We start from the raw sequence: 16,316 nt of genomic DNA, 5'->3' as shown, positions 1-16,316 counted from the left end.
AGCCTCGTTATAACCGGGACTGTTATGGTGAACTGATCCAAATCGATGGCTCACACCATGACTGGTTTGAAGGTCGAGCCCCTAAATGCTGTCTGCTGGTATTTATCGATGATGCCACAGGAAAATTGCAGCATTTACGCTTCTGTGAATCAGAATCAGCCTTTGACTATATGATTTCAACACGTTTGTATATTGAGCAGCATGGTAAGCCGTTGGCATTTTACAGCGATAAACATTCAGTCTTCAGGGTGAATCAAAGCAGTAAGAAAGACACCAAGATTACCCAGTTTGGGCGCGTACTCAGCACCCTGAATATCGATATTATCTTCGCTAATTCACCACAGGCCAAAGGCCGTGTAGAACGGGCCAATAGAACGCTTCAGGACCGTCTGATCAAAGAAATGCGCCTGGAAGGCATCTGTTCGATTGAGCAAGCGAATGCCTGGCTACCCTGCTTCATTGAGCAGTTCAATCAGAAGTTCGCCAAGATGGCTTTTAATCCCAAGGATTTACACCGGACTGTTACTGAAACTGCTGAGGAGTTAGATGATGTTTTTACTTGGCGTGAACCCCGCAGAGTCACGAATAGCCTGACGATTACTTATGATAAATGCGTATATCTCCTGGAAAACACGGAAGAAAACCAAAGATTGATTGGTAAGTATCTTGAGTTCCTAGAATACCCGGATGGTACAGTCGCGATTGAATATCAGGGAAGAAAAATCAATTACAGCATCTTCGATAAATTAAGTCAGCTTAACCAGCGAGAGATTGTTGAGAATAAACGTTTAGGTGCTGTTCTCAATCATATTCAACAACAGCATGAAGAATTGGAACAGCAATACAAACGCAATCGTTCTCAATCTATGCCAAGAAGACGTGCACAGAAAACAGCAATTCAACAACGAAATCTGAATCCTGTGCTTGACTTGGAAATGTCTGTATAGGACATTTCTATTTGGTTTTAAGATAGGACATTTCTACTTTGGAATAACAATAAATGTTAGAACCCATTTAAAGTGTCTGTATTCTCACCAATAAAAATGTCTAGTTTATGATGATTTAACCATCATGGACTGGATATGAAATATAGATGCTGATCACTATGTCTGACAAAGAAATTCAACGTCTTGCGGTTCTGCAAGACGTTCGAGATCATCGTATTACCCAAGTCCGTGCTGCTGAAATCCTGAATCTTTCCACCCGTCAAATTACCCGGTTATTGCAGAAGCTCAATCAAGATGGTGTTTCAGGTCTGGCTCATGCCAGTCGTGGTCAACCTGGCCATCGTCGCCATGATGACTTGTTAAAAGCAAAGTGCCTTTCCATTATTTCTGAACATCTGCTGGGCTTTGGGCCCACCTTGGCGCATGAGAAGCTCAGCAGCATGTTTGACCTGAATATTCCTGTGGAAACAGTTCGTCGCTGGATGACTGCCAATGAGCTCTGGATTCCGCGATCCAAGCGTCTGAAACGTCCATATCAGCCTAGATATAACCGTGATTGCTTCGGTGAACTGATCCAGATTGATGGCTCCTATCATGACTGGTTTGAAGGACGATCCGCCAAATGCTGTTTGCTGGTTTATATCGATGACGCCACTGGAAAGCTGTTGCATCTGCGCTTTTGTGAGGCTGAAACGACCTTCGACTATATACTTTCCACGAGAGCCTACATTAAGCAATATGGCAAGCCTTTGGCCTTTTATAGCGATAAACACTCAGTATTCCGAGTGAATCAGAAATCGAGCCAAGACAGCAAGATCACGCAATTTGGGCGGATTCTGAATGAGTTAAACATCGATATTATCTTTGCCAACTCACCACAGGCCAAAGGACGTGTGGAACGTGCTAACAGGACACTTCAGGATCGTCTGATCAAAGAGATGCGTCTGGAAGGCATCAGTTCGATTGCTGAAGCCAATGCTTGGCTACCCTGCTTCATTGAGCAGTTCAATCAGAAGTTCGCCAAGTGTGCGCGTAACTCAAAGAATTTACATCGACCATTAACCGAATCTGATCTTGAACTGGATGATATTTTTACCTGGCAGGAACCACGTAAGGTCACCAAGAATCTAACCCTGACGTATGACAAATGTATTTATATGCTTGAACCGACTGAATTGAACCAGAAATTAGTTGGACAATACATTTCATTTCTGGAGTACCCGGATGGCACTGTTGCGATCATGTATGAAGGACGGAAGATCAACTACAGTATCTTCAATAAACTGACTGGACTGCAGCAGAATGAAGTGGTTGAGAATAAACGTTTAGGTGCTGTTCTCAATCATATTCAACAACAGCATGAAGAATTGGAACAGCAATACAAACGCAATCGTTCTCAATCTATGCCAAGAAGACGTGCACAGAAAACAGCAATTCAACAACGAAATCTGAATCCTGTGCTTGACTTGGAAATGTCTGTATAGGACATTTCTATTTGGTTTTAAGATAGGACATTTCTACTTTGGAATAACAATAAAGGCTAAGCCTTATCTCGCTCTACAATACTTCAAAGACCTTTTCCTAGACATCTTGGTAAAAAAAACGTATAACACCGTTTTTCAAATTAACAGGTGAACGCGTTGAAACTTGTGCTTGCACCCATGGAAGGCTTAACCGATCCGATCATGCGTGATGTCCTCACGTCTGTCGGCAGCTTCGACTGGTGTGTGACTGAGTTTATTCGGGTCACCGACTCAATCCTGCCCGATCATATCTATCACAGCTATTGCCCGGAATTATTGAACGGCGGTAAAACTGCGGCTGGCACCCCAGTGCATGTGCAGTTTCTGGGCAACAACCCGGACATGCTAGCCGCTAATGCAGTCAAAGTTGCAGCCATGGGCGCACCAGCGATTGACCTGAACTTTGGCTGTCCGGCCAAAACCGTAAACCGTCATCGTGGCGGTTCGGTCCTGCTAGATGAACCGGAAGTGGTACATGAGCTGGTCAAAGCTGTGCGCGATGCCGTGCCGGCACATATTCCGGTTTCTGCCAAAATGCGCTTAGGCTATATGGATCGCAACTTCATGCTGGACAATGCCCATGCCATTGAAGATGCAGGCGCCTCCTGGATCACGGTCCATGCGCGCACCAAAGCCGATGGTTATACCCCACCAGCCTTTTGGGATCAGCTGGCCCCGATTCGTGAAGCCTTAAAGATTAATGTGATTGCCAATGGTGAAATCTGGACCAATGCCGACGCCAAACAATGCCAGTTAGAATCGGGTTGTGAAGATTTAATGATTGGCCGTGGTGCCGTCACCACCCCTGACCTCACCCAATGTATCCGCCAGAACTCTGATGCACCCTTACTGAGCTGGCCAGATCTGCTTGATTTGCAAATTCGTTTTATTCACGGTCCGGCCAAAACCGAAATTGGTATGCTGGGGCGTTATAAACAATGGCTGGGCATGATGTCGAAACATTATCCAGAAGCCAAAGCGCTATGGGATGAGGTTAAACGCATCAAAAAGCTGGATGAAATTATTGCCACCCTGCAAGCCTCGCAACACACGGCACTCTAAACCAAACATTGTCGCGGCTGTTTACAGGGCTTGTCTAACAACTGTTTGATCACTTTTGTGTAATCATCTTGCAAGCCGCAGCTTAAAAACTCCGGCTGATGACATTGCCCTGAAAATTCAGACAATCCTCCACCCGAGTCCGCTGTACCGGCGCCAGTTGCGCCAGATCAAACCAGCGATATTCATCATGTTCATCACTTAACTGAATCTGTGCATCTTCCGGTACATGACAGCGAAAAATAAAAGCATGGGATTGCACCGCTGCATGAAAATACACACCCGACAAATACCCCACCTGCACCTGACAGCCAATTTCTTCCTGACATTCCCGAATTAAGGCCTCGTGGATGGTTTCCCCCATATCCAGCGCGCCACCCGGTAAGCCCCAGGCCTGATCGGCATAGGTAGCTTTAAGTAACAGCACCTGCTGCTGGGCATTACAAATTACCGCATGCGAACTTAAGCGATAAAAATCATGAAAGGCCAACGAACTGCTCTCCCCTAGTTTTAAACGATAACCTAACGGCCAGATGCAAACAGCCGTATGTGGACAAGGATGCAATCATTAGGAATCTGTCACCACGGCCTGACTTAAATCGGCCTGGCCCAAACGCTGGATTTCCTCCAGCTTCTGTTTGCGTAATCGCTCACTGCTTAAGGTCTCCTGTAAATCCAGCGCCAGTGCTTTCAGCAAATCCAGATCTTCTTCAGACATCTGCCGCACCTGCTTGTCCAGAATACATAAGCTGCCTATGGCCAAGCCCTGTTTACTTTGAATTGGCACCCCGGCATAAAAACGGATTTTCTGTCTGGCCAGATGAGGATACTGCCGAAAGCGTGGATCACGCTGAATATCTTCAATGACCAGCGCTTCATTCTGATAAACCAGATGGGTACAAATCGACTCCTCACGGCGCTGCGCTGCGTGGATCGGCGACTCTACCGCTTCTGCCAGCGGACTGGCCGGAGTATGCACCTGCCCGGCATCGACCAGCGAAATCTGGGCATATTTCACATCAAAGGCCTGCCGTGCTTCTTCAATATACTGGCTGTAAATTGGCAGTAGTTCCGGCTGCAATAAATCCAGTTCATGCAAAGCTTGTAAACGTTCAGCCTCATTGTCATGCATCAGTGCCGCCGCCGGGTTTTCCCCTTGTGCCATCAGCAGCATATCCATATTCAGCATCAGTTCATTCACACTATTCACCACAGCTTCAGGCTGAAACAGACGCTCAATCTCATCACGCAAATGCGTCGACTGATTGCCCAGCAAAGCAAACACCAGTTTGATCTGCGGTTTTAGTGTACGTATCCGGTGGTTCAACAGGCGGATTTGCGCCATCGGTTGCTGATGAAAAATAGTGATACAGATGATGTCGGTCGATTCCGGCACGGCACTCAACACATCCGAGCGCGATTGAATCAAGGCATCGGCATGGCTACAGGCGGCAATCTTTTTCAGGTTCAGACCATGGGCCAGCATGGCAGAGGCCAGCACATCCACCTCCCAACGTGCCCCCAGACACATGACTTTGGGGTTGTTCAGTTCGGTCTGTAGCGGATATTGCTGCTGAAATTCATGATTAAACCGTTTTAAACCCTGATGCATGCGCAAACGGTGTTCGGCGCTGGCCTCGGTATTATGGACCTGCGAAAACAGGCAAATCGCAGGAATCGCCACTTCATCATAGAAATTATTGATTTTCCGGACCAGCGCTTCTTCATTCGTTTTTTTCGGCAGCTCCTGCTGGATATATGCATTAGCCACATCCAGCGCATCATGTACTTCATCGGCCACCAAACGCTGATAAAAACGTTCGGGCGGTGACAGCACCGGGGCACTGCCAATTAACACTTTGACAAAGCCCAACGCCGGAATATAGTGCGACAGCACCAGCAAACAGGCCGTTAACGGTGTTGATAAAATCAGACCAATTGGTCCCCAGATTAAGGTCCAGAAGGTGGCAGCCAGAATAATCGACAAGGTAGTCAGGCCGGTACTTTCGCCATATAACCACGGCTCAATGATGTTATTACTGATCAGCTCCAGCAGCAGAATCAGGCCCAGCGTCCAGAGGAACATATTCCAGCCTGGATCCACCGCAAAGGCCAGCGTTAACGGGAACACCGCAGAAATGATCGGGCCGACATAAGGCACAAAGCGCAGCACCACCGCCAGCATGCCCCACATGATGGCCGCAGGCACGCCAATAAACCACAGTCCGGCTGCCATCGGAATGCCATAGGTGACATTGACCAGCAATTGCATGCGCAAATAGGTACCAATGCGCTGGCCGGCTTCATCCAGCACATCGGTACCAATATTCAAATTACCGCCAAGCAGACGCAACAAGCGGTCATGCAGATCTTTACGGCTAATTAAAATCAGCACCACAAATAAAAATACGATACCAATGGTGGCAATCGGGCTTAAAATCTTGCTGCCCCACTCCATGGCGGCATCGGAAGGACTTTGCTCCAGTCCGACCACCTTGACATTCTGCACACCCTTTTCCTGCTCGACCTGATTGATGCCTTCAAACGAGCTTTCCACCGTATCGAAAGTGGTTTTGGCCCCATCCCAAGCACTAGGGCCAGAGGTTAGCGATTTCACCGTATTCAGTTTTTGCTGAATGGTGTCCTGATATTGCGGTAATTCTTGACTTAAATCTTTGAGCTGAAAACCCAGATAACTGCCCAGTCCAGCCAGCACACTAATGGTGAAAATCATAACAATGGCAATCGACGGCAGCTGTGGCAGTCCCCATTTTTTTAACCGTGACACCAGCGGTTCCAGCAAAAATGCCAGCAAAATAGCCAGTGCCAGCGGAATCAGCACATCCTGACCAAAATACAGCGCCGCAATAATCACCGCGCTAATCACAAAACCGGCCATCACCCGGACAATATTCTGGGTTTCAATATCCCGCTTGACCCAACTGGCGGCAGATTTTTCCGGCTTCCAGTGATGGGGACGCGGTGGCTGCGCTTCTGGCTGGAGCAGACCCGGTTTATTGTTCTGTTTTCGCATGGCTGGGCACATCCTGTTGCTCTTTATTTATTATGTACGAGCTTCGGTTATTTATTTCAAATAGATTCCTGTAAAAAAACGCCTAATTTCAGCAAGAAACAGTACAGTAGATGAAGATGGGAAATATTGAAAGCAGTAAAATGGCACATACACCGCTGTGCCATTGCAAGAGAAAAATATTAAGGACGAATGATGGCTTTGCTGTAAATATCCGGGTCCATTTCCAGAATTTCGACACACAGTTGCAGCGTCAATTCATTCTGTGGCGGCAGATAATCCTGCAACACCTCCAGCACGGTCCGGGAAATTTCCTGCTTTAGGGCGGTGCTACGGCCTTTTAAAATCGAGATTTTGGCATGCACATAGGCCTGTGCGCTTTCATCCAGTCCAATCACATAGTCCTGCTGGCAGATGGCGCGACTTTTAATATCAGAGGCATTAGCAAACAGGCCATTCTCGACCAGCGTCCGGTTGATACGACTGAGCAAGGGCTTCATTTCAAGCGCGTGCAGGTGATCTGAATATTCAAGATGGATATGTGGCATCAGCCTTCTCCCGACATGGTGCAGATGTGATCTTAAAAAATTCAGGGTTTTACCCTGCTTCAAAGCAAGATAAAACCCAAGAGAAACAGTGCGATTATGCTTTTTTCACATATTCCGATTTCAGTTTAATTGCGCCAATACCATCCACTTTACAGTCAATATCATGACCATCTGATGCTTCTGGCAATAGGCGGATATTTTTCACTTTGGTACCCACTTTCACCACAGAAGATGAACCTTTAATTTTCAGGTCTTTAATCACCGTCACGGTATCGCCATCAGCCAGTACATTGCCATTGGCATCTTTAATGATGGCGCCGGCCTCGGCTTCTGCCTGCTCCCCTTCTTTCCATTCATGTGCGCATTCAGGACAAATTAGCAAGTCACCATCTTGATAGGTATATTCGGACTGGCATTTTGGGCAATTCGGTAAAGACATAAAAACCTCGAAACGAGCAAAATAAAAAATATAAAGGTCTACTATAACATTTATATTTTTCATCACGTTAAAATCCCTATCCTGTTTAGGGATTAATAACAGTATTTGCGTTATTTACCTTGGTGTTCCAGCAGCTGTTTAAACACCTGCAGATGATTATGCTGTTCGTTTTCTGCTGCGGTTAACAGGGTAATTGGTCCCTTCTGCGCCAGTTGCCGGATTTCCTCCACCGCATCCAAATGCTGCTGCAATTCTTGCCGATAACGCTGCTGAAACTCCGGCCAGTGCTGCTCGATATCTTCATGAAACCATTTACGCAGTTCCGTCGACGGGGTTAAATCCTTCGGCCATAGGTCAATCTGGGCATCGGCTTTTTTGATCCCGCGCGGCCAGATCCGGTCCAGCAGAATCCGGGTGCCGTCCTGCTCGCTTACAGCCTGATAAATACGTTTGGTAGCAATGGGCATGGTTTTACTCATCCGGAATGTCAGGGGTCACCAGCAGGCTGAGTAAATCCAGACATTCCTGCCAGCCCAAATAACAGCCATCGACCGGAATGGCATCGGGCAGATTGTCCTGCTGAATCCAGACTTCGGTTCCAACCGATACCGCCTTAAACTCAATCGTGACCTGAATCAGTCCGGGTAAATCCGGGCTATCAAACTCATCCTGATAACGCAGTCGCTGCTCGGGAATCACTTCCAGATACTGCCCGTGAAAACCGTGGCATTTGCCCGTGCTCAAATTACAAAAGGCGATTTTATAATGACCATTGACCACGGGTTCAAACTGTTCAATCTGCACGGTAAAGCCATGTGGTGCCATCCATTTGACCAGGGCATGCGGATCGACAAAGGCCCGATATACCCGCGATAACGGCGCCTGAAATATACGGTGTAACTGTACGCTGTGTTGCATGACGTCACCTGTTTACAGCGAATAATTTTCAGTCTACGCCTTCTGCCTTGGGCCTGTGTATGACTTTGGTTGAAGCGAGCGTAAAGCAAAAAAAGCATGCGCTCCGGCATGCTTTTTTGTACTAGAAAATGGGGTTAAACCGGATAGTTTTCTTCTTCGTCTTCATCATCATAGACATAGGCCATGCAGCCCCAGCCATCATATTCACCCTGGAACTGGTTGGCGATTTTGGTGAACCATTCTTCTAAATCAACAATATCGGCATAGGCCGGTTCCATATAAACATAAATGGTAATAATCCATTCGGTCACACCAGAATCATCATCCTGAAATAAAGAAATTTTTTGTTCTTCATTTAACAGAAATAAGGCACAACGTTCAGCCTGTTCCTGGTCGGTAAAGGCAATCGAATATTCAATTTCATGTGCCTCGTCCAGATCATCACCATCTTCATGCATTTGCCAAAGTACGTTGCCGTTGTCGTCATCTGGAAATTGTTCATAATCGCGTGACATCGTTTTGTCCTTGTTCTGTGTTGTTGTTCTACTGGTCAGCTTACCCTAATTTTGTTGCAGTTCCGAGATAGAGCACTTAATTTTTTTCTGTTCTATCATCCTGATCTCTATCCGGATCGGCAATCCCCTGTTTTGGGGGGCGCACTCAAAATCAGATCAACTGCTTAAAACGGTACCTGTCCACGAATTTCAACCGCGGTACCGCTTAAAGGCTGAGTAAAAGCCAGATAACTGGCATGCAAGGCCATGCGTTTTAGGGGACTGCGTGCAGGTTCTGGATGATACAGCTTATCGCCGGTAATTGGATGGCCGATATACTGCATATGCACGCGTAGCTGGTGTGAACGTCCGGTAATTGGGGTCAGCAATACCCGGCTGATGTCCATCTCGGCATTATAGTCCAGTCCCTGATATAAAGTCTGTGCCGGCTTACCCAATTCAAAATGCACCATCTGACGCGGCCGGTTTTCCCAGTCGGTAATTAATGGCACCTCAACTTTGCCCTCACCGTCGAGTTTGCCCTGTACCAGGGCAATATAGTGCTTGGTCACGGTGCGCGCCTGAAACATTTTACTCACCGCTACTTCTGCATCACGATGTTTGGCAAACATCAGAATACCCGAGGTGGCCATATCTAAACGATGGGTAATTTTGGCCTGTGGATAGCGCGCCAACACGCGTAAATAGGCACTGTCCTGATGCTCCGGCAACCGCCCCGGCACCGACAGCAAACCTGCTGGCTTTTCAATCACCACCAGATCATCATCTTCATAGAGCAGGACTAGTGGCTCTTGCGGCGGGCAATATACAAAGTTGTCGTTTAAAGGCATGGCGGTACGGCTTGGGAGTCGAAAGCGGGCAAAATATCAAGCGGCCAATCCGCTGTCAATCTATTGAGAAGATAGATATTTAATCTGGAAGCTACTGGAGAGAAATAGTTTTTATTCTCTGGTTTTTCGAGTTTGATTTTTATAGTTTGTTGTTCTGGTCATGCACGGAATTTTTAGGGTGTCAGGGAAAACTTGCTGTTTACTTCAACTATCATCACGTTGTACGTCATGATCTTATAGCCTATAAACTTCTAATCTATAGCGTCCTAAGCCGAATCGAGACCTTTTGGGTGAGTACTGCACTCGCGTTTTGCGCCGCTGACAGCATGCTACTCTTTTCGATCCCGTCACACCCTTGAGAGATATAGTAGTCAAAGCCTGCCGAAATTGTTTTCCGAAGATCAGTCAATTTAAAATATTTTCAGGAAATTTTCCCTAATAAAGCTTAATCACAAGAAATTTTTATACACTAGGTTAAATTCTTCATTTTATTTTGCAGAAAATGGCGATTTTAAGAGAATTTATCTAAGTGATTATGATGGCTCAAGACAGCGGCTGCATCAGTTGAATTAAATTACCGCAGCCATCTTCCAGCACGGCAATTTTCACATTGCCAGCCAGGCCGGCATCGGTGCTTGAGTAAAAACCACACCTAGCGCGAGTAAACGCTGATATTCTGCCTCAAGATCGTTGACCTGAAATGAGGTATAAGCAATACCATCTGCCTTAATCGCGGCTTTAAAGGCTTTCGCTGCGGGATGCACATCCGGTTCTAGTAGCAGCTCAACACCATCTGGCTGCTCGGGAGAAACCAGCGTCAACCAGCGATATTCACCCACCGGGACATCCTGTTTTAGCCGAAAACCAAGTATCTGAGTATAAAACTGCAAGGCTTTTTCCTGATCATCGACTATAAGACTGGTGACATAAATTTTCATTGTTCTGCTCGGTAGTTTTTATTTTTTATAGCATAGCTGCTTTCAGTACCCTGTAGGATTCTGGCAAATAAGGTTGCGATAACTGAAAGGAAAATGAAGGTGATTTAAACGAATATAGTGAAATAGGAATAACAAAAAGATAAAGAAGAATAGAGATGTTGAAATTTTTATTTTTAAGGGAGCGGGAAATACTTCAACCATTAAAACTTGGTAAGTTCTAACTTTTTGCCTATAAACTTCTGATCTATAGCGTCCTAAGCCGAATCGAGACCTTGTGGGTAAGTACTACACGCACGTGATACGTTACTGGTAGCAATCTACTCTTTTCGATCCCCTTTCACCCTTGAGCAATAGAATTGTCAAAAGCCGGCGGGATTGTTTTCCTAAGCTACGGCGTTTTTTCATCTTTTTGATAATTTTTCTCACATCAAACGGTTTAGATAGAATTTTTTATTTTCAAGCTGCCATAATCATGATTCTTTTTCATGATTCCGTATTTTTCTGGAATATTCAGGCATAAATTATTCTGCCCGGTTCAGGACATTGCAGATCTTTAATCGTGAGGTATCGAGCTGTTTAAAATAACTGTCCTTGAATGAGCTGGGCGCTAAACCACCAGCCACTTAAGGCTGACATGCCACAGAGCAAATTGGCCAAGACTTTATTCAGTTTAGATAAGGTCGATTGATAAATTTTGATATTCAGCATGTAAGCCAGCACGGCATAAACCACCCCAATGGCACCACCAAACAGCACCAGCAGTAACGGCCAACCCGCCAGCAGATGCGCCTTGACCGGCAATTGAGTATAAGAATCGGCAGCTTGAGAGTTTGACATGGCTTTGCTCCTGATGATTTTTCTTTAAAACCAGCATCCACCCGAAAGTGGATGTGGCGCTCCTAGGAAGCATCATGAAGCAAAAAACAGGCCAGTTATTTATTTTAAATACAGCCAGCGAGTATAACGGTTGATATAGGCATTCAGCCCATCGCCATATTGGGCCAGCTGTTTCATATTCTCGACATGCTGCACACCGGCGCTGGCATAGCTATAAGTATAGACCCTGCTATTTTTACGGAACTGAACCCGAATAAACTCATGACCTATTTCATAATTGGCCACGCCAGAGTCATGGTTAAGATCAAGATAATGTTGCAAAGACTGCACCTGAAATATGCTATATGTCTTATTCAACATGGGGATTAATGGCTAATTTTTAAACAGATTCAAGTAATAAACACCTTAATTTTTATTATTCATTTTCAATAAGATAGAACCTCAAACCCACTCAATTTGTATCTCGATTTTGCGTTTTCTTTTTGTAGTGCTTCAACTGTTCTAACACCCTGAAAATTCAGCATATTTTTATTGATCCCATTAAAAAGCCCTATCGTGTGATAGGGCTTTTTAATGGGATCAATAAAAAGCCCTATCGTGTGATAGGGCTTTCATTCAAAACAGAGGGTAACTGTTTGAGTGCTGTTGCTTAGGCATTCTTATTGTTAAATTGATTGCCTTGGCATTTGGTACACGGGGGTAAACGGTCTGTACCAATTTCTAAGTAAACGCGATGTCCGCATTGGACACAAAAATAGAAGCCTGTTCCTGGCTTGTCGCCTGCAGTTACCATCTTTGCTCTCCGTATGATTTAGAAATGGTCTATTCAGTATAACCAATCTGTGATGATTGTCTATTGTCCATTTCGACGAGTGATGATGGCGTTTGGGCGAAGGATAATTTTGATAGAAAATTAAGCTGGCTTTATAGAAATTTAATAAGAAATTTTTCCAATTTGAGTTGTAGATGCTAATTAATTTGGTATTAAATCCCGCAATCAGGAAAAGATTTTTTATTCTTATTTAATTTTTAAAATATATTTCTAATTCTATAAACGCTTATTTATCTCCCGTAATACCTATAAGTCTGCAAATCTGTCTTCTATAAAAAAATATCCCATTCAAAAATGGGATATTTTTTAAACCAATTTAGCAATTAGGATCGATAACAAAATTGGTTTGACTGAATTTCTGCCATGCCCCTGTCGCAGCACCATCAACAACAAGAATTGAGATAATGCCCCAGTCGACCAGAATGCCTAATAAGGTGGTTGGGTCAAATGTCTTTTGAGGTGTGATGCTCGTGGTTTGGCAGCCTGGTTTTTCTGCCTTAATTACATAATTTTCTTTCTTCTTAAAAGTATAAACAGCACTACGCTGGCCCATATACTCTTCATTTACATATAGCTTGGCTAATTCATCATTACTACGAATATTTACAGTCTGTGTTGAACCATTAAACATCGTGGCACAGCCTGTCATAAACAACATAACACTCGCTAAAATTACAGCAGTTAATTTTCCCATAAACCCCTCATCAATTGCATTTTTACAAAAACGCTATTGCAAATTACAAAAAGAAAACAAACTACTCTTTTCAATTAAAAAATTCAATTAATTTATTGAATTTATTTATTTTTTTAATTATTTTAAATTTAGTTTTATATATTTCTAATAAATTCTAAATCGCATTCAACCTTTAATATATTTTGAATAATGAATAGGGAATCAGCCTTAATATCGACCACTGGACGTATGACAGAAGTCCACTTTTTAATTCAATCTTAAAACCTCCTTCGAATCTTCTCTGTAAGCACCAATAAAAAACGCCCCAATGTACATTAGAGCGTTTTTAAACAATTTCAATAACTTTAATCTCCCCCTAACCCTGAGCCATACATGGCATAAGAAAAAAAGAGAAACTCCCTCCTTTCTTAAAGGAGGGTTGGGGAGGATTCATTTAATAATTAAGCCACATTCCCTTCCAAGAAATCCTGCGCAAAGCGTTGCAATACACCGCCCGCTTCATACACAGACACTTCCTCTTCGGTATCTAGACGACAGGTCACCGGCACTTCAACAATCTGGTTCTTGCCATCATCCGTTGAACGCTCAATCACCAAAGTCAACGTCGAACGTGGCGCGATATTACCAATCACGCTATACAGTTCTGTACCATCCAAACCTAAAGTTTTACGGTCTGTGCCCGGCTTAAACTCAAGCGGTAACACACCCATCCCAACCAGGTTAGTCCGGTGAATACGCTCAAAACCTTCTGCCACAATCGCTTCAACACCAGCAAGGCGTACACCTTTAGCCGCCCAGTCACGGCTTGAGCCTTGGCCGTAGTCTTTACCGGCAACAATAATCAGCGGCTGTTTACGATTCATGTAGGTTTCAATCGCTTCCCACATCCGCATTACTTCGCCTTCAGGCTCGACACGCGCTTTGGAACCTTGCTTAATGGTACCGTCAGAACGTACCACCATTTCATTAAACAATTTCGGGTTGGCCAGCGTTGCACGTTGTGCCGTCAAGTGATCACCGCGGTGGGTGGCATAGGAGTTGAAATCTTCCTCAGGCAAGCCCATTTTCGCCAGATATTCACCTGCCGCCGAATCCAGAATAATTGCATTCGATGGTGATAAATGGTCAGTGGTAATGTTATCGCCCAAAATTGCCAGCGGACGCATATTGGCTAATGTACGCGGTGCAGCCAGCGCGCCTTCCCAATATGGTGGACGGCGAATATAAGTACTTTGCGGACGCCAGTCATACAGCGGACTTGCCGCCTGCTCGACTTCGCCCAAATCAAACATTGGAATATAGACTTTCTGGAACTGCTCAGGCTTCACCGAAGTTTTGACCAATGCATCAATTTCTTCATCCGATGGCCAGATATCTTTCAGATAAATTGGATTACCGTTCTGGTCGGTGCCCAACGCATCTTTTTCGATGTCAAAACGAATGGTTCCGGCAATCGCATAAGCAACCACGAGTGGCGGAGATGCGAGGAAAGCCTGTTTTGCATACGGATGGATACGACCATCGAAGTTACGGTTGCCCGACAGCACCGCAGTCGCATACAGGTCACGGTCAATAATTTCTTGCTGAATCTTTGGATCAAGCGCACCTGACATCCCGTTACAGGTGGTACATGCATAAGCCACAATACCAAAACCGAGTTTTTCTAAGTCTTTCAGTACACCGGCTTCTTCCAAATACAGCGCAGCCGCTTTAGACCCCGGTGCAAATGACGACTTCACCCATGGTTTACGCACCAAGCCTAATTCATTGGCTTTACGTGCCAATAAACCTGCTGCAACCGTATTACGTGGGTTTGAGGTATTGGTACATGAGGTAATCGCGGCAATGATGATGGCACCATCTGGCATCAAACCATCGGTACGCTGTTCAACAACACCGGCAATGCCTTTTTCTTTTAAGTCACTTGTGGATACACGTGCATGTGGATTGGATGGCCCTGCAATATTACGGGTTACCGTTGATAAGTCGAAACGCAGCACACGTGGATATTCCGCCTGTGTCATGTCAGATGCCCAAAGCCCAATTTCTTTGGCATAGGTTTCAACCAGTTTGACTTGTTCAGGCTCACGACCGGTCAGGGTTAAATAGTCGATGGTGTTCTGATCAATATAGAACATCGCAGCGGTTGCACCATATTCAGGGGTCATATTGGAGATGGTGGCACGATCACCCACTGACATGCTGTCCGCACCTTCACCAAAGAACTCTAAATAGGCACCGACCACACGTTCTTTACGCAGGAATTCAGTTAACGCCAAGACGATGTCCGTCGCAGTAATGCCCGGCTGACGCTGACCAACCAATTCTACCCCAATAATGTCCGGCAGACGCATCCAAGATGCACGACCCAGCATCACATTTTCAGCTTCAAGACCACCCACACCGACTGAAATCACGCCTAGCGCATCGGTATGCGGGGTATGCGAGTCTGTACCCACGCAGGTATCCGGGAATGCTACGCCATCACGGTTTTGAATTACCGGTGACATTTTTTCCAGGTTAATTTGATGCATGATGCCGTTGCCTGCCGGAATTACATCGACATTTTTAAAGGCTGTTTTGGTCCATTCAATAAAATGGAAACGGTCTTCATTACGACGGTCTTCGACTGCACGGTTTTTCTCAAATGCATCCGGATCAAATCCACCGTATTCCACCGCCAGTGAGTGATCGACAATCAGCTGGGTTGGCACCACCGGATTGACTTTGGATGGATCACCGCCCTGATCGGCAATGGCATCACGCAGACCGGCAAGATCGACCAGTGCCGTTTGCCCCAAAATATCATGACAGACTACACGTGCTGGATACCATGGAAAATCATGCTCCTGCTTGCGTTCAATCAGCTGGCGTAAGGACTGCTCTAAAATGGCTGGATCACAACGACGCACCAACTGCTCGGCCAGCACTTTGGAGGTATAAGGAAGTTTGGCATATGCGCCTGGCTGAATATCTTCAACGGCTTGTCGCACATCATAATATTCTAGCGGGGTGCCTTGCAGCGGTTTACGGTAGTTGTTATTCATAGCGTACCTGCCTTGTTCTGACTTCTTCTTTCAAAGTTTTGTTGTTTAACATTCATGCTGCTTGGCATTGTACGCTGCCCGAAGCCTATTTCCCAAATTTCATATATTTCATAAACTTAAGTTAAAAAAGATACATTTTTGAAAAATTTGGTTACATC

At 45.2% G+C, this 16,316-nt stretch carries 17 protein-coding genes; 3 read left to right on the top strand and 14 right to left on the bottom strand.

Annotated features, from left to right (window positions below):
- From FTT63_RS07975 to FTT63_RS07965, 3 genes are all read left to right on the top strand, one after another.
- A partial coding sequence (locus tag FTT63_RS07975) for an ISNCY family transposase (protein ID WP_180192161.1) occupies positions 1-947 on the top strand: 947 nt, incomplete at its 5' end.
- A 146-nt stretch (positions 948-1,093) separates the two neighbouring features.
- Positions 1,094-2,431, top strand: coding sequence for an ISNCY family transposase (locus FTT63_RS07970; RefSeq protein ID WP_180192160.1), 1,338 nt, complete (start codon positions 1,094-1,096; stop codon positions 2,429-2,431).
- Between the two features lie 156 nt (positions 2,432-2,587).
- Entirely contained in the window at positions 2,588-3,532 is a 945-nt protein-coding gene (locus tag FTT63_RS07965) for a tRNA-dihydrouridine synthase (RefSeq protein ID WP_180192159.1), read from the top strand.
- A gap of 82 nt (positions 3,533-3,614) precedes the next feature.
- Here the strand turns inward: FTT63_RS07965 and FTT63_RS07960 are convergent, their stop codons facing one another.
- From FTT63_RS07960 to acnD, 14 genes are all read right to left on the bottom strand, one after another.
- A complete protein-coding gene (locus FTT63_RS07960) occupies positions 3,615-4,019 on the bottom strand; it encodes an NUDIX hydrolase (RefSeq protein ID WP_168416545.1) in 405 nt (134 codons plus the stop codon).
- 78 nt (positions 4,020-4,097) lie between these two features.
- The gene (locus FTT63_RS07955) at positions 4,098-6,563 is read right to left on the bottom strand and encodes an AI-2E family transporter (RefSeq protein ID WP_127800835.1); all 2,466 of its coding nucleotides are present in this window, start codon (positions 6,561-6,563) and stop codon (positions 4,098-4,100) included.
- A 179-nt stretch (positions 6,564-6,742) separates the two neighbouring features.
- On the bottom strand, positions 6,743-7,108 hold the full coding sequence (locus FTT63_RS07950; RefSeq protein ID WP_180192158.1) for a 5-carboxymethyl-2-hydroxymuconate Delta-isomerase: 366 nt from the start codon (positions 7,106-7,108) through the stop codon (positions 6,743-6,745).
- Positions 7,109-7,202: 94 nt separating this feature from the next.
- Positions 7,203-7,547, bottom strand: coding sequence for a zinc ribbon domain-containing protein YjdM (locus FTT63_RS07945; protein WP_016659847.1), 345 nt, complete (start codon positions 7,545-7,547; stop codon positions 7,203-7,205).
- A 110-nt stretch (positions 7,548-7,657) separates the two neighbouring features.
- Entirely contained in the window at positions 7,658-8,014 is a 357-nt protein-coding gene (locus tag FTT63_RS07940; protein ID WP_180192157.1) for a DUF488 domain-containing protein, read from the bottom strand.
- Between the two features lie 4 nt (positions 8,015-8,018).
- Positions 8,019-8,465, bottom strand: coding sequence for an SRPBCC family protein (locus FTT63_RS07935; RefSeq protein WP_180192156.1), 447 nt, complete (start codon positions 8,463-8,465; stop codon positions 8,019-8,021).
- Positions 8,466-8,599: 134 nt separating this feature from the next.
- Positions 8,600-8,980, bottom strand: a complete 381-nt coding sequence (locus FTT63_RS07930) for a ribonuclease E inhibitor RraB (protein WP_016659844.1) — start codon at positions 8,978-8,980, stop codon at positions 8,600-8,602.
- Positions 8,981-9,144: 164 nt separating this feature from the next.
- On the bottom strand, positions 9,145-9,810 hold the full coding sequence (locus tag FTT63_RS07925) for a pseudouridine synthase (protein WP_180192155.1): 666 nt from the start codon (positions 9,808-9,810) through the stop codon (positions 9,145-9,147).
- 605 nt (positions 9,811-10,415) lie between these two features.
- Positions 10,416-10,748 (bottom strand): VOC family protein, encoded by a 333-nt coding sequence (locus FTT63_RS07920; protein WP_286385208.1) that lies wholly within the window; start codon positions 10,746-10,748, stop codon positions 10,416-10,418.
- A 576-nt stretch (positions 10,749-11,324) separates the two neighbouring features.
- On the bottom strand, positions 11,325-11,585 hold the full coding sequence (locus tag FTT63_RS07915; protein ID WP_016659841.1) for a hypothetical protein: 261 nt from the start codon (positions 11,583-11,585) through the stop codon (positions 11,325-11,327).
- 99 nt (positions 11,586-11,684) lie between these two features.
- Entirely contained in the window at positions 11,685-11,906 is a 222-nt protein-coding gene (locus FTT63_RS07910) for a hypothetical protein (RefSeq protein ID WP_075167930.1), read from the bottom strand.
- Between the two features lie 328 nt (positions 11,907-12,234).
- Entirely contained in the window at positions 12,235-12,378 is a 144-nt protein-coding gene (locus tag FTT63_RS07905; protein ID WP_075167893.1) for a zinc ribbon-containing protein, read from the bottom strand.
- A 355-nt stretch (positions 12,379-12,733) separates the two neighbouring features.
- Complete coding sequence (locus FTT63_RS07900) at positions 12,734-13,075, bottom strand: hypothetical protein (RefSeq protein ID WP_034597578.1); 342 nt, start codon at positions 13,073-13,075, stop codon at positions 12,734-12,736.
- Between the two features lie 476 nt (positions 13,076-13,551).
- Positions 13,552-16,158, bottom strand: coding sequence for a Fe/S-dependent 2-methylisocitrate dehydratase AcnD (gene acnD / locus FTT63_RS07895; protein ID WP_180192154.1), 2,607 nt, complete (start codon positions 16,156-16,158; stop codon positions 13,552-13,554).
- Between the last annotated feature and the right edge of the window lie 158 nt (positions 16,159-16,316).

It is taken from the genome of Acinetobacter sp. C15 (assembly GCF_013420645.1).
Classification (GTDB): Bacteria; Pseudomonadota; Gammaproteobacteria; order Pseudomonadales; family Moraxellaceae; genus Acinetobacter; species Acinetobacter indicus.
Note: the sequence above shows the minus strand (reverse complement) of the source record. Positions and strands in the feature narration are given on the sequence as shown.

What these genes read in the sequence shown, in the direction of transcription:
- FTT63_RS07970 (WP_180192160.1), top strand. Translation starts at nt 1,094, where the DNA reads ATGCTGATCACTATGTCTGACAAAGAAATTCAACGTCTTGCGGTTCTG.
- FTT63_RS07955 (WP_127800835.1), bottom strand. Translation starts at nt 6,563, where the DNA reads ATGCGAAAACAGAACAATAAACCGGGTCTGCTCCAGCCAGAAGCGCAG.
- FTT63_RS07950 (WP_180192158.1), bottom strand. Translation starts at nt 7,108, where the DNA reads ATGCCACATATCCATCTTGAATATTCAGATCACCTGCACGCGCTTGAA.
- FTT63_RS07945 (WP_016659847.1), bottom strand. Translation starts at nt 7,547, where the DNA reads ATGTCTTTACCGAATTGCCCAAAATGCCAGTCCGAATATACCTATCAA.
- FTT63_RS07940 (WP_180192157.1), bottom strand. Translation starts at nt 8,014, where the DNA reads ATGCCCATTGCTACCAAACGTATTTATCAGGCTGTAAGCGAGCAGGAC.
- FTT63_RS07935 (WP_180192156.1), bottom strand. Translation starts at nt 8,465, where the DNA reads ATGCAACACAGCGTACAGTTACACCGTATATTTCAGGCGCCGTTATCG.
- FTT63_RS07930 (WP_016659844.1), bottom strand. Translation starts at nt 8,980, where the DNA reads ATGTCACGCGATTATGAACAATTTCCAGATGACGACAACGGCAACGTA.
- FTT63_RS07925 (WP_180192155.1), bottom strand. Translation starts at nt 9,810, where the DNA reads ATGCCTTTAAACGACAACTTTGTATATTGCCCGCCGCAAGAGCCACTA.
- FTT63_RS07920 (WP_286385208.1), bottom strand. Translation starts at nt 10,748, where the DNA reads ATGAAAATTTATGTCACCAGTCTTATAGTCGATGATCAGGAAAAAGCC.
- FTT63_RS07915 (WP_016659841.1), bottom strand. Translation starts at nt 11,585, where the DNA reads ATGTCAAACTCTCAAGCTGCCGATTCTTATACTCAATTGCCGGTCAAG.
- FTT63_RS07905 (WP_075167893.1), bottom strand. Translation starts at nt 12,378, where the DNA reads ATGGTAACTGCAGGCGACAAGCCAGGAACAGGCTTCTATTTTTGTGTC.
- FTT63_RS07900 (WP_034597578.1), bottom strand. Translation starts at nt 13,075, where the DNA reads ATGTTGTTTATGACAGGCTGTGCCACGATGTTTAATGGTTCAACACAG.
- acnD (WP_180192154.1), bottom strand. Translation starts at nt 16,158, where the DNA reads ATGAATAACAACTACCGTAAACCGCTGCAAGGCACCCCGCTAGAATAT.